The following is a 13,754-nucleotide window of genomic DNA, read 5'->3' on the forward strand; positions in this document are numbered from 1 at the left end:
TTTTATAGACAATATTGTTATACCAAACATCCTATTTATACACTATTTCACAAATGGCTTATATCTTATAGGTAATCTCTTTGCCATTAAACCGGCCAGCCTTCACGCTTATACGCCATATCCCAAAACATATATTCATAGCGGCTGGTATTCAGAAAAATAGCTTCTAAATCATTCAGTTCTGTTTTCGTACAGCCTTCAGCAAGTTCATCCAATTTTTCAATCAGCCACTTACCGATGGAACCAAATTCATCCGAGCTGTACATTTTCACCCATTCTCCGTACTGCTCATGCTCCAGCGCACCCGGCTTCTTCGCCAGCTCCAGACCAATTTCGTGATAACTCCAGGCACACGGCAGAATTGCTGCAATCAAAGCTGCTAAAGAGCCCTTCTGCGCTTCTGCAAGCATGTTACTGCTGTAAGCAAGAGTTACAGGACCTGGAACAGTAGATTCCAGTTCATCCCTTGAAATACCAAGATGTTCAGCATACTGACGATGAAGATCCATTTCAAAATTTAACGTTTCGTCCAATGATTTAGCAAACCCGGACATCGTATCTAAATCTTTTGCAAGCACCGTTCCCAACGCAATTACTTTGGAGTACTCTATCAAATACTTGTAATCCTGACACATATAAAATTTAAATGCCTCTATATCGAGTGTTCCATTACCAATCCCTTGTACAAATGGATGCTGATGACTTTTCTCCCAAACCGGGTCTGCTTTCTTGCGAATACGCTCTGAAAATTTCATGTTATAAAAGCTCCTTTTATATATTTTTTATGAACAACGCTATTTCTGTTTTTTTGTATTACACCATTTCAAAATAAACCGCAGTAATGACGCTGTATAGTCTAATAGCTCATCTATATCTATCTGTTCATCGACTGCATGAGCGTGCTTTAATTCTCCTGGGCCATAGCAGACAGTAGGAATACCATAGGCTGCAAGCCATCCCCCATCTGTTACTGTTTCAGACATACGACTGGAAGCTTTCTCACCGAATGCTTCCTGATGACTCTCCTGTAAAAGAGCAAAGGCTGCATGCTCCTCATCTACTGAGAATGATGGGAAAATTTCACCCCGGTCAACAATCATCGATTCGCCCCCCCACTCAAATTCCGGCGGATTGTCTCTCATCCAGACGTCTGCTTCCGCTGTTTTTCGTAAATGCAGCTCAATTTCTTCTGCGACCTGTTCAGCTGTCTCATCCGGATAATAGTGAACGGTAATCCACAGGCGGCATTCATCTGCGATAAATGCGGCATGTCTACCTCCCTCAATAACTGCAGGGTTAATCGTATTCGTGCCCGATGGGAAACCTGGATAAGATTTAGTCACTGCCCAATGGCGCTCCAGCTCCTGCAGGGCAGTAATCAGCTTGTTCATCTTTTCAATCGCACTCGCTCCCTTCATTCCGCCTCCTGCATGAATAAGTTGTCTACGTGTACCATCATGATGCGTGGTTGGGCTTTTCACTATAACCCAGCCCGTAATAACACCGCCCTGTCCATGAATTTCACAATGACTAGTGTCTGCAACAATGGCATAATCTGCTGTATAACCACGCTCACCACATTGCTTCGTTCCTGCTTCGCCAACTTCTTCACCAATGACTGATTGAAGAATGACATCTCCTCCCAGCTCAATCTGATGGTCATGCAAAATTCTCATAGCAAATAAACAAGCTGCCAGTCCACCTTTCATATCCGCTGCGCCACGTCCGTATAATGTACGGTCTTCTACTGTCGGTTGAAATGGCGCATGCTTCCATTTTTCATCCTCTTCAATAGAAGCGACATCGACATGTGCATTAAGAATCAAACTATTATATGCATCAGAAGAAGTTCCTTGTAGACGGCCGACGACATTTGGATCTCCCGGATAAACATCCCATTGTTCTGTTTCAAAACCCATTTTCTTCAAATACTTTGCAATATAAGCCTGGATATCCGCTGTATTTCTTGCAGGCGGCGCCGGTGTCCTGAAGCGAATCAAATCGCTGAGTAGCTCTACCAGCTCTTTCTCCCGGTTCCATACATCCTGAACTATTTTATCCATTAAAATAAACCTCCTTTAAAGCACGCAAAAAAGCCATCTCCCCAGGAAGGAAGATGGCAGAAAGTTTTATTTCATTTGCCTATAGGCATATCCCGCCCACTTCCCTCCGCTAGTACAAACTAGATCAGGTTGGTAAGGGTTAAGGCAGTATATACATGCCTCTCTCAGCTTTATAAGCACCCCTAGTGGATCATTGCGTATTTACTTGTCAGCTTTAGATTACCATAAGGGTTTACAGGCGTAAAGCAGGATTTTATCAAAGATTATTCTGTACCTGTTTGTCTTTTTGCTATTGGGAATCTTTTCTCTCTTATTTTTAATGTCATATGTTTTTATGGGAAAAGCTGTTATAAGTGTTGTTCAATCCTATAGTGGCAATAAAATAGAAACCGAGGCTTTTATTTTCAATAAAGAGCGTGATTATAATGCCGGCCTCCATAGCACAAATTCATACTATTTGCATTTATCCTTTTACGCGGAAGATATAGAAGAAGAAACTTTTATTTCCAAACAAGTATCCTCTCGTATTTTTCCTCAAAATCATGATTTAATAAATATCCGTTATCCTGAAGGCCAGCCTTATAAAGCGTACATATCAGGAACCAAATTCAGTGATTTTATAGGATCTAGTTTTATTATTTACAGCTGTGTTATCATCGTTACCGCTTTATTAATATATGCAGCCATATTAATGCGAAGAAAGAAGAAAACTGGATCTTATTATAAAAAACAGAAAAAGGATTTCTCAAATAAGTAACGAATACATAGTATATACCATTCACAGAAAGGAGCCTCATTTATGCTTATTCAGTCAAAAAAATTATCGCCTGGTGATAAAGTAGCAACTGTCAGCCTTTCCTGGGGAGGAGCTGGTGAACCATCACTGCGTTGGCGCTATGAACAGGGCGTGGAACGCTTAGAATCCGTCTTTGGACTTGAAGTTGTGCCAATGCCCAACAGCTTAAAAGGACAAGCTTACATAGCTGAACACCCCGAGGCACGGGCTGAGGATTTAATGACCGCTTTTCAGGATCCTGAAATCAAAGGGATTATTTCTAATATTGGCGGAGATGATAGTATCCGCCTGCTTCCTTATATTGATTTTGATATTATCCGTAAAAACCCAAAGATTTTTATGGGTTTCTCTGACACGACGATTGTCCATTTATTCTGCTTCCATGCAGGATTATCTTCCTTCTACGGTCCGGCAATTATGACAGACTTTGCAGAAAATGTTGCAATGGATGATTACACAGTGAATGCCATTCAAAACATGCTTTTTAAAGTGGAAGCAGTCGGCAATATCTCTGCACCGGAGAAATGGACAAGTGAATTCCTGGAATGGGATATTTCCAATAAATCCATTGCAAGAACAAGATATCCTGATCGGGGTTATGAACTCCTGCAGGGAAGCGGTATCGCAAAAGGAAACCTTATCGGAGGCTGTATCGAAGTACTTGAATTTGCCAAAGGAACAGAAATCTGGCCACAGCAGGGAGCATGGAAGAATAGCATTCTCTTCTTTGAAACATCCGAGGAGCAGACAGAGCCCGAGTTAATAAAAAGATGGCTTAGAAACTATGCAGCTCAAGGAATACTCCACCAGGCAAATGGAATGATTTTTGCAAAACCTTATGGGGAGGTACATTATGAAGCATATAAGGAAATTATCTTATCTGTTCTAGCAGAAAACGGGCTGGTTGACCTTCCTGTTCTTTATGGTGTTTCTTTTGGACATACTGAACCAAAAACACCTATCCCATATGGAAGATTAGCACAAGTTGATTGCCATCAAGCATCCTTTTCGATTATAGAAGCAGCTGTTACGGATTAAGGACAGCTGCTTTTCTTTAGTTAGAATAGATTTACACCTCTCTCATTATTAAATCAAATAAGACAGTGATATACTATTGATATACTTCCTGTTTAGAAATGTTAGTTAAACGAAGTAATGACTAAGCTCTTCTGAGGCTTCGCGCTCTCTCCATTGCTCTTTTTCCCATAAAGGTTAACAATAAAATTATCCTGATTAGAAGAGTCAAGAGAAAGATTATGCCCTATAACTACTTCCTGCTTCATGCAAATAGGGAATTTGTAGTAAGATAGAATAGAATGGGCACCATCGCTAAAGGCGGATATTAAATAAGCCTTCCAACCATATGCAGGAGGAATTTGAGGTATGCAAAAACTTATTATTCCTGAAGAGGATATTGTGCTTGCTATATGTATGTACATTGCTGAAGAACAGAATATGAATGCAGATGACGTCCAGGTAGAGTTGTTTTATGATGATTACACTGGTTTTTCAGCAGAAATCATAACGCCGTCCGGAAAACAGGAATGGATGACCAAGCAAATTATTACTGCATTAAGAAAATGGATCAAAGAGAATCTTCATGCTGATCCATATGCAGGCTTAAAGCTGGATTTAAACAGACGAAACGGCATTTACGCGCGCCTTCGCAGTGATAGCTAGTTTCTCATAAAAACTTGATAATATTTTTTAAGCTTATTTACATATTTTCAAATGATTCAAGGCCAACAGCCTCTATTCAATTGAATATAGCATTTATTTTAATTTTTTCTTAACAAGTTTTCTTTTGACAAAAAAGAGCAGGAAGGCCTCCTGGCATGTACGTACATATAAAACAGTTAACAACCCTTTTATTTCCTTTGGATAAAAAAATAAAAGGGTTTTCATTTGCCGTTCTTTATTTTTTTCTCTCCTGTTCTGATTCCTCGTACAAGCTCATATACTAAAATATCGAGCAGACAGGAAAGGAGAGATATGTTGGAGTTTATACAGACAGTCGGACAAATTCTCCTTATCAATATTTTATTAAGCGGGGATAATGCTATTGTCATTGCGATGGCGAGCCGAAATCTTCCGGAACATCTTCAAACACGCGCTATCCGCTGGGGAACTTTTGGAGCGATTGCGCTTCGTATCCTCTTTGTTTTTATCATGATTTACTTGCTACAGCTGCCTTTTATTCAACTAATTGGCGGATTTCTCCTATTGTATGTAGCATATAAATTACTGGTTGATAAGCAGGATCAAAGTCAGATGAAGAGCGGGAATTCTTTGCGTGAGGCGATAACAATTATTATTTTTGCAGATGTCATCATGAGTCTGGATAATGTACTGGCCATCGCTGCCATTGCAGACAGCGATTTGCTGCTGGTAATTGCCGGAATCATTTTAAGTATCCCGATTATTTTAACAGCCAGTGAACTCATTCTAAAATTAATCCAGCGCTTCCCAATTATTATTTATATCGGTGCAGGCTTACTTGCTTGGACAGCTGGAAAGATGCTGTTAGAAGAGGCATTTGTACAGCAGCTTTTCGCTTCAATGAAATATGGACAGCTTATCTTCCTCAATATCCTTACTATTTCCATTCTATTTATTGGTAAGTGGCGCAGAAATCAATTAGAAATGACCGTATAAAAAAACCTCTTATGTGACAAAACATCGCATAAGAGGTTTTTTTAGCTGCAGTTTTACAAACTTTGATAGGTTTTTGCTTTTCTAAATAGCACTGTTGTAATAATCAAGCCTATCGCCGCAAAGCTTAGCAGGATAACTTGAATAGAAATATCAGCAGCTGACAATCCAGAAACAAGAGCATATGAAATTGGATCGAATCCATTCATAGCCAGAAAAATAATACTCATGACTCTTCCCATAATATAGTCTTCTGTCTGCTTCTGAGCAGCTGTAAAGAACGGAATAAATACAAACGACATAGAAAATCCAATAAAGAATACAACAACCGTAAGCATTGTTAAATTAGGGACAAGTGCAAAAATAACGTACGATATTAACGCCCCCAATAAGCCGAACAGGGAAGTTCTGCCTTTCCTTTTTATCAGCACGGTACTGAGTACCCCTGTCCCGGCAACCAGACCTATACCCAGACTGGCTTCCATGTAGCTTAGATTAAGCGGTGTTCCTCCATAGCTCTCCACTAAGAAGGGAATCGCAATATGCAGGGTTCCGAATACAAAGAAGTTCAGTGTAATTAAAACCGCTAAGCCTGTCAGCAAAAAGCGTGAATTACGAATATATGCCAGACCTTCTTTGATTTCCTTTATCGGTTTTTGTTTTTCCTGCAGTGCAACAGGGCCTTCATTAATAAAACGCGGATAAATAATTACCGCAGAAAGCAGCGCTAAAATCATTGCCACAAAATAACTTCCGCTGACTCCAACAGATTCCATCAGTATTCCTGCAATAATTGGACCTGCTACAAAGGAAACCTGGTCCACTCCCTGGAATAAGGCATTGGCACGCTGAAGCTGGCTTTTCTCAACAATTTTAGGAATCATCGAGGAACTTGCTGGACCGAAGAAAGCATCCAGCATCCCAAAACCGGCTGCAATCACTAGAAGCAGGCTAAGAGATAATCCATCATTTTTAATGAGGATATATAAAATAAGCAGAAGAACTGCTTGCACAAAATTTGCTAAAAACATAATCGTGGTCTTCTTATAACGGTCTGCCACCACTCCGCCGAAAATCATCATCGCAATTCTCGGAACCGTCGCAGCAATTAATACAAGCCCTAAAGAACTTGCAGATCCGCTCTCGCTGATAACAAACCATGTTGTTGTCGTCAAGAACATACTGAAGCTGACTACGCCAAAGATGCCAGCAACGAACAACAGCACAAATGTACGATTTTTAAATAACGCTTGTCCTTCCATATTATCTTTCCTCCGACTTTTTTACTGGCGAAATAAAGCTATACTGGTAACCGAAAGCTTTATATTTATCTTTTTAGATGACATGCCGCTAAGCATACTCTATAATATGAATCAACGGAACCTACCGACCGTTCGTTTCTAAGAAAATTCTACCCTAGTATAACTATTTTGTCAAAGGAGAATCACACCATGCACACAAAAGAAAAAATTCTAATGGAAGGAATGGAGCTGTTTGCAACGCTCGGTTATAACGGTACTTCCATGACAAAGATTGCTGACCGGGTCGGACTGCAGAAATCCTCGCTCTATGCACACTACAGCAGTAAAGAAGAATTATTTATGGATGTGACGACAAAGATTGCTGCCGACTATGTGCACTTTGTAAAGTCAACCTTTGAAAATGATGGGCAAACAACAGCAGAAAAATTCCATCTCTCCTTTCAAGCACATGTAAAGGATCTGGCAAATCATGACAGCAGCATTGAATTTTATAATCGTTTCTCTTCTTATCCTCCAAAAGGATTTGAGAACAGCATTTTAGGGTTGCTGCGTAATAGTGAGGAGCAGGCAAGAGCTGTATTTAAAGAAAAAATAGAAAAGGCGCAAGAGGCTGGAGACATTACTGATGAAATTTCTCCGGAAGAAGCTGCACATGCTTTTTACGGCTTATTAGATGGGCTGTCCTATGAAACCAGTTATTACAATATAGATATTATTGAACGCCATGGCGAATTTATGTGGAAAGTATTTTGGAGAGGCGTTAAAGCTTAAAAGGAACAAAAGCGCAGAGCGCCTGCTTAAAAACGTAGAGATTGCGCCCCCGGTCTTTGGGGGTGGTTCGACCTTGGTCGAACTTCCTTTACTTTAAACCGATGTTGACTTTCACCCGCGGGCATAAGTGCGGCGGTTTTGATGGGACGAGTAATCGCAAAAGCACTTCGTTGGGGCGAGTAATCGCAGTCCCAGTCCCAACTTTACCTCTGTCTACGCCTGACGGCTTGACAATCACTAAGTCTTCTTTATCGTAGGGCGTGACGTGAAATCTCTAAAGTTTGGCGCTCGGAGCTGGACGCGGCTGTTTTTCTATAAATAGTTATCCACAAGACAATAATTCTATAATTTCCTCTGCAGCTAGAAAAAAGTCAACAGCATCTCGAAGCAGTTGACTTTTTTCTAGCTTTTTAATTTTTACCAATACTCCCCTTAAAACTGATACATTTTAGATTTTAACGGAATTTCAAGACTATCCTGGCAAATAAATCTCTAAAACTTTTTTCAAACTTAGAACATGTTTTAAGTTTCCTTCTGCTTATACTCAATCCCTTTCACCTATGCTACGATAAAACCGTATTATTCGTTGCGCTGTTTCGAGTTTTCTAAAAAATCACTAAACAGATATTCAAATATCAAAATTGTCTCTCCAAAGAAGGTATTCGGCATATATTGAAGATCTCTCAACTGGTTGTACTCATTAATTATAATTGGAAGTGTGGAACACGGTACTGCAGACGAGTTTGCATTTCCAATAAATGAAATGATGTCTATCCCATTTTGACTGGCATTCTTTATTATATCCAGCGCTCTCGGTGTTTCGCCTGATTGAGATATAAATATCAGCAGTACTTCTCCTTGATATGCTTCTGAGAAAAGCTGGAGATGTGTATTTGAAATACTGTTCCAGCCATTTATCAATAATTTCTCATTCATATAATTGGCGATAAGCTGTGCGTAACCCAGGCCGAAAACAACTACTTTTTTGGATTGATATTTTTGAAACAATTTCCGGAAAGCTCTGCTGTATTGCTGGACCATTTCCGTCGATATTGTAAACAAATCACCTTTCATTGTTTCTGTTTTTTGATTTTTCGAAAATATTATATGGTACACCATATCTGTATATCCTTCAAAATGCAGCTTTTTAGCTAAACGAATAATGGTCGATATGGAGGTATTATTATCTTGCGCTGCTTTGCGAATACCAAGCTTACTTAATGGCTCTGGATAATTGACCAGATAAGTTAATAATTTCTTTTCTAAATGATCTAATTGATGCTTGTCGTAAAGATGCTCTATATTCATTGTTTAGTCTCCTATTTAAGCCGATTACAATTTTTATTGTACATTAACAATTCCAGGCTTACAATGCTGCTTCTTACAAGCATTTAGATTTATTGTGCTGCAATAGGCACAGCTTTAATAAGGAACATATTTATGAGACAAGTACCCTGAAAGCAGAACTTTAAGAGGAGGAAATAAAATGCAGAATTTCACAGAAGATCCATGGGCAAGAACCTATACTAGAAACGGGTTTATTTCCGAGGAAATAATATCGAGTTTACAAAAAAGTATCCGCAGAGGAAAAGAAGAAGATGCATGTGCATTTGCGTATGAGCTCTATATCACTTCTCCACAGGCGGAGGACAAGCTATGGAGACGATTAATTGCAATCTCTGTAGAAGACATTGGCATGGGAAACCCCCAAGCAGCTGTCTTAGTTAATAACTTACATGATATGAGTCGAAAATTTGTTTACGCAGATGGCGATCGTCCATTATTCTTCTTCCATGCCATTCGTTATTTATGTGCGTGTGAAAAAGACCGCTCCAGCGACTTATTAAAAAATATTGTTGCTAAAAGCTTTGCAATGGGATATCTTCCAGAAATTCCAGATATCGCTCTTGATAAACATACAACAAGAGGAAAAGAAATGGGACGTGATTCTTTCCACTTCTTAAATGAAGCAAGCAAAGTTATCCCTCAAAAAGAAGTAGATAATGATTACAAAGAACGTTATGAAGCAATTCTCAAGAAATATAACCCGGAAGAGGCTGTAGAGTCCACATTTAAAAACAACTCTTGGCAGTACTAAAGCATAATAAAGCTAGATAAAGCATGCTGTGATTCTAACTAAAGGAGAGATTATTAATGAATATTCTTTTAATTTGTGAAGCAGGTGCATCCACTGGCTATTTAGTTCAAAAAATGCAGGCGTTTATCGCGGAGCATGAAAAGCTAAAGCATAAAGAAATGAACGTGGAAGCAACCTCTGTAAACCAATTGGGACCAACCCTTGAAGCCAAAGATATCGATGTGGTGCTTATCGCTCCGCAAATTCGTTCCAGAGAAGACTCCATTCATGAAGTGTGTGAGCATCATCAAGTAAAGGTGGGCACGATTGATTTAGTCGATTACGGGCGTATAGATGCTCCGGCAATTATTAAATTAGCAATTAAGCTGTACAAAAGCTAGATAATCTTAATAGCAGATACTGCAAAAGAGGCACTTCTCTTGCAGTATCTTATTTCAAAATAAAACGCTTCATAGAGGAGTTGAATGGCGTTGGCCGAGACAGAATCAAGATTTCAACAATCATTACAGAAATACTTATTACCTGTTGCCAAAAAAATAGAAAACCAGGTGCATATTCAAGCAGTTAAAGAAGGCATGATGAGTATCGTACCAATCATTATTATCGGCTCTTTTTGTTTATTATCGATTGCTTTAATGAATATTCTCCCGGAAGGAAACAGTATCGCAGCTTTTATCGGTAATCATCTCGATAAATTTATGCTGCCATTTAATTTCACAATGGGAATCATTTCGCTATACTCTGCATTCTTTATCGCGGAATCGCTGGCAAGAAAATATAAGATGAACTCCATTGAGATTGGAATAACAGCTGTTATCTGTCAATTTATTGTCGGTGCAGAAGTACTAGATGGAGGTTTGGGAACGGCAAACCTTGATGCACAAGGACTGTTTGTCAGTATTATTGTCAGTTTAGGAATTGTAGAAATCACACGCTTTCTAAATAGCAAATCACTTGTTATTCGTCTGCCAAAAGATGTTCCAAGCATTGTTGCTAAGAGCTTTAACAATTTAATTCCCATGGTTATTAACATTGTCGTATTTACAGTAATCTCTATTCTTTCCTTCGAATTTGCCGGCAAGGCATTTCCGCAGGTTATTATGGGCGTTCTCGCTCCCGCAATTCAGAGTATTGACAATATTTTTGCTGTAATGCTGATTCTTTTCTTAACGCAGCTGCTCTGGTTCTTTGGTTTACATGGTGCTGCCATCACTTCCAGTGTCTGGCTGCCAATCGCTACTACCTATATGGCAACGAATGCAAACAACATTGCTGCCGGCGGTGAGGCTGCGCATATCTTTACAATGGGCTTTTACTACAGTATATTATCGGTAACAGGATCGGGAATTACCCTGGGGCTTGTATTCTTAATGATGCGAAGTAAATCAGATACATTGCGTCCAATTGGAAAGGTTGCTTTTATTCCATCTTTATTCGGTATTAATGAGCCAGTAATTTTCGGAACACCGATTGTACTGAATCCATTTTTATTTGTCCCATTTATCTTTGCTCCACCAATTATTGGCGGAATTTCCTACCTTCTCTTCAGCTCTGGTTTGATTGGTTATCCAATTGTAGAGCCGCCTGGATTCTTACCGCCTGGTGTCGGGGCATTTATTATGACGCTTGATTGGAAAGCTGTCATCCTGCCATTTGTAAATATTATTGTGATGGGACTTATCTATTATCCTTTCTTCAAGGCAATGGAAAAAGCTCAATTGATAAAAGAACAAAATGAGAAAGAAATAGAGGAAGATGATGCATTTGATTTCTAAATTGCTTCACACTCTTAAATAATGATTGGAGGACACAGTCCATGGAAGAGAATCAACAAAACGAAACCCCTTCTCTAGAAGCAAGTGCTTTTGAGATTATTGCACTTGCCGGGCAGGCTAAAAGTGATACACTAGTCGCTTTAAAAAAGGTAAAAGTGGACGAGTATGAAGAAGCACGCAAGCTGTTAAAAGAAGCAAATGATCTAATCGTACAAGCATCAAGCGTACATCTGAAACTTCTTTCCAGGCTGTCGGAAAATTCGGAGGAAAATTTGCCCTTTCTGGTTATTCATGCGGAAGACCATTATTCTCAAGCTTCTTACTCTTATGAATTGGTTTCGGAACTATTAGAGATTTTCGAGCAAAAGCTTTCTTCATAACGGCAATAGCAACCATATTAAGCCTGGGGCTTAATATGGTTTTCTTTTATTCAATTTAGTTTCCTTCCATATTAGCTTGTTCCTCTCCTTCATGTATGATATGTTTAACAAAATTAAATGAGGAGATGCTGTTAAAATGATGAAAAAATTTCTTTGTTTTTTTACAGTCATTTTTTTAAGCGCTTGCAATACCTCTAATTCGGAGCAAGAAAACCCAGCTGACGATATAGAACAGCCGGACAATGCATCCAAAGAAACTGTCCAGTCAGGATTGAACCAGCTTGGTTTTGAAACACTCTCCGGATTAGACAAAAATGAGGATGGCAATTTATTTATTTCTCCTATAAGTATTTGGACTGCATTAAATATGACATATCACGGTGCCGGAGGAGAGACAAAAGAAGAAATGGCTGAAGTACTTGGGATAGAGAATATTGATTCTGATGCCTTACTTTCTGCAAACCACGATTTGTTAATGAATCAGGCAGGGGATAATCAGGAACTGGAGCTGTATCTCGCAAATGCCGTCTGGTTCAGGGAAGATATGGAGATTGAATCTGCTTACCAGGAAATGCTGGAAACATCTTATCTTGCACAAGTAGAGCCCCTGACAACAGAAGATGCCATTAATGATTGGGTTGCTGAACAGACAAATGACCGGATAGATAATATGATAGATGAGATTTCACCTAATTTAATTTTATTCTTGCTCAATGCTGTTTACTTTCAAGGTGATTGGACATATCCTTTTGATGAAAGCTTAACAGAGGAACAGGAATTTCATTTAGCAGATGGCTCTTCTATTGAAACACCTACGATGGTATTGTATGAGGAAGAATTAAATTACTCAGAAAACGATGATGTTCAGGTTGTTTCTCTGCCTTATGAGGAGGAAGAAACAATACAAATGCAAATTTTCCTGCCTAATGGGGATAGCAGCTTTACAGATTTCCAGGAAGACTTTTCTTTAGAAAAATGGCAGGAATGGACAGATGATATGGAGAAACAAACAGGAACCGTATTTCTTCCCTCCTTCACACTGGAATATGAATCCATATTAAATGATCTTTTTATTGATCTCGGTATGGAGCAGGCCTTCGACCCAAATTACGCTAATTTTTCTAATATGTTTACGTCAATAGAAGATAAAGGGGCTTATATCGACGAAATTTATCATAAAACATTTATAGACGTTAACGAAGAAGGTACGGAAGCAGCAGGAGCTACCTCTGTTTCTATAGAAGAAACTGCTGCGATTATACAGGATACCTTCCAGATGGATATCAATCGTCCGTTTCTATTCACAATTACTAATACAGAAGAGAATATTATTTTATTTATGGGAAGTATGGAGCAGCCTGTGAATGAAAGTGAATAGAAAAATGTCCATTCGCTGAATAATTTTTAATTCATGTGAATGGACATTTTTTATTCACGAAATTTTCGTGCCATTCGCCACTTGTTCATCTGGACCAAGTAAAACTACATCCCCCTCTCCCTCTACTCCACCAACGACAAGTACCTCTGATTTAAATCCGGCAATTCTGCGCGGCGGAAAATTAACGACTGCAACAATCTGGCGCCCTATCAAACCCTCAGGTGTATAGCGTTTGGTAATTTGTGCCGAGGATTGTTTTTCACCAATCTCTTCTCCAAAATCAATCCGTAATTTAATCGCAGGGACACGTGCCTTTTCGAGCGGTTCTGCGTGTAATACAGTACCTACACGTAAATCAATCTTTAAAAAATCCTCAAACGTTGCCATTCCATAAACCTCCTTATGCAGCAATTTTCAAATTGTTTATATTATATCTATCTTAATGGGGAAGCATACCTGAAAGCAATCAAATAAAGTCAAGTTAATACAATTGCTGCGGTAAATGAAAGTAGCTTTTAAGGTCTTTGTATCTTATTATAACGAAACTTTTCCGCCTGATTATCGTATATCTAATATACA

Annotated in this window: 14 protein-coding genes and 1 riboswitch; of the genes, 9 read left to right on the forward strand and 5 right to left on the reverse strand. The window is 39.0% G+C overall.

Annotated features, from left to right (window positions below; translation table 11 throughout):
* Positions 1-86 precede the first annotated feature (86 nt).
* Both tenA and MHH51_RS21165 read right to left on the reverse strand, forming a co-directional pair.
* Positions 87-755 (reverse strand): thiaminase II, encoded by a 669-nt coding sequence (gene tenA / locus MHH51_RS21160; RefSeq protein WP_339283454.1) that lies wholly within the window; start codon positions 753-755, stop codon positions 87-89.
* Between the two features lie 39 nt (positions 756-794).
* On the reverse strand, positions 795-2,063 hold the full coding sequence (locus tag MHH51_RS21165; protein ID WP_339283456.1) for an acetylornithine deacetylase: 1,269 nt from the start codon (positions 2,061-2,063) through the stop codon (positions 795-797).
* An 84-nt stretch (positions 2,064-2,147) separates the two neighbouring features.
* Positions 2,148-2,257, reverse strand: a riboswitch (TPP riboswitch).
* 605 nt (positions 2,258-2,862) lie between these two features.
* On the opposite strand from MHH51_RS21165, the gene MHH51_RS21170 reads away from it, so the two are divergent.
* The 3 genes from MHH51_RS21170 to MHH51_RS21180 all read left to right on the forward strand — a co-directional run bounded on the left by MHH51_RS21170 (position 2,863) and on the right by MHH51_RS21180 (position 5,514).
* On the forward strand, positions 2,863-3,897 hold the full coding sequence (locus MHH51_RS21170) for a S66 peptidase family protein (protein WP_339283458.1): 1,035 nt from the start codon (positions 2,863-2,865) through the stop codon (positions 3,895-3,897).
* A gap of 345 nt (positions 3,898-4,242) precedes the next feature.
* Complete coding sequence (locus MHH51_RS21175; protein ID WP_147211743.1) at positions 4,243-4,539, forward strand: DUF2653 family protein; 297 nt, start codon at positions 4,243-4,245, stop codon at positions 4,537-4,539.
* 312 nt (positions 4,540-4,851) lie between these two features.
* On the forward strand, positions 4,852-5,514 hold the full coding sequence (locus MHH51_RS21180; protein ID WP_246145202.1) for a TerC family protein: 663 nt from the start codon (positions 4,852-4,854) through the stop codon (positions 5,512-5,514).
* Positions 5,515-5,567: 53 nt separating this feature from the next.
* Here MHH51_RS21180 and MHH51_RS21185 read toward each other — a convergent pair whose 3' ends face one another.
* Positions 5,568-6,773, reverse strand: coding sequence for an MFS transporter (locus MHH51_RS21185; protein WP_339283459.1), 1,206 nt, complete (start codon positions 6,771-6,773; stop codon positions 5,568-5,570).
* A 189-nt stretch (positions 6,774-6,962) separates the two neighbouring features.
* Here MHH51_RS21185 and MHH51_RS21190 point away from each other — a divergent pair, with 189 nt between their 5' ends.
* Entirely contained in the window at positions 6,963-7,544 is a 582-nt protein-coding gene (locus MHH51_RS21190) for a TetR/AcrR family transcriptional regulator (protein WP_339283461.1), read from the forward strand.
* Between the two features lie 579 nt (positions 7,545-8,123).
* Here the strand turns inward: MHH51_RS21190 and MHH51_RS21195 are convergent.
* Positions 8,124-8,852, reverse strand: coding sequence for an SIS domain-containing protein (locus MHH51_RS21195; protein ID WP_147211740.1), 729 nt, complete (start codon positions 8,850-8,852; stop codon positions 8,124-8,126).
* A gap of 178 nt (positions 8,853-9,030) precedes the next feature.
* On the opposite strand from MHH51_RS21195, the gene MHH51_RS21200 reads away from it, so the two are divergent.
* The 5 genes from MHH51_RS21200 (at position 9,031) to MHH51_RS21220 (ending at position 13,175) form a co-directional block, all read left to right on the forward strand.
* The gene (locus MHH51_RS21200; protein WP_147211739.1) at positions 9,031-9,642 is read left to right on the forward strand and encodes a hypothetical protein; all 612 of its coding nucleotides are present in this window, start codon (positions 9,031-9,033) and stop codon (positions 9,640-9,642) included.
* Positions 9,643-9,698: 56 nt separating this feature from the next.
* Positions 9,699-10,022 carry a PTS sugar transporter subunit IIB gene (locus MHH51_RS21205; protein ID WP_156985233.1) on the forward strand — a complete coding sequence of 108 codons (324 nt, stop codon included), beginning with the start codon at positions 9,699-9,701 and terminating at the stop codon, positions 10,020-10,022.
* Between the two features lie 90 nt (positions 10,023-10,112).
* Positions 10,113-11,417 (forward strand): PTS transporter subunit EIIC, encoded by a 1,305-nt coding sequence (locus tag MHH51_RS21210; RefSeq protein ID WP_339283464.1) that lies wholly within the window; start codon positions 10,113-10,115, stop codon positions 11,415-11,417.
* A gap of 41 nt (positions 11,418-11,458) precedes the next feature.
* A complete protein-coding gene (locus MHH51_RS21215; RefSeq protein WP_147211736.1) occupies positions 11,459-11,797 on the forward strand; it encodes a PTS lactose/cellobiose transporter subunit IIA in 339 nt (112 codons plus the stop codon).
* A gap of 136 nt (positions 11,798-11,933) precedes the next feature.
* On the forward strand, positions 11,934-13,175 hold the full coding sequence (locus MHH51_RS21220) for a serpin family protein (RefSeq protein WP_339283467.1): 1,242 nt from the start codon (positions 11,934-11,936) through the stop codon (positions 13,173-13,175).
* A gap of 54 nt (positions 13,176-13,229) precedes the next feature.
* Here the strand turns inward: MHH51_RS21220 and csaA are convergent, their stop codons facing one another.
* Positions 13,230-13,562, reverse strand: a complete 333-nt coding sequence (csaA, locus tag MHH51_RS21225) for a chaperone CsaA (RefSeq protein WP_147211734.1) — start codon at positions 13,560-13,562, stop codon at positions 13,230-13,232.
* Between the last annotated feature and the right edge of the window lie 192 nt (positions 13,563-13,754).

Source organism: Oceanobacillus sp. FSL K6-3682 (assembly GCF_037976165.1).
GTDB classification, from domain to species: domain Bacteria; phylum Bacillota; class Bacilli; order Bacillales; family Amphibacillaceae; genus Oceanobacillus; species Oceanobacillus sojae.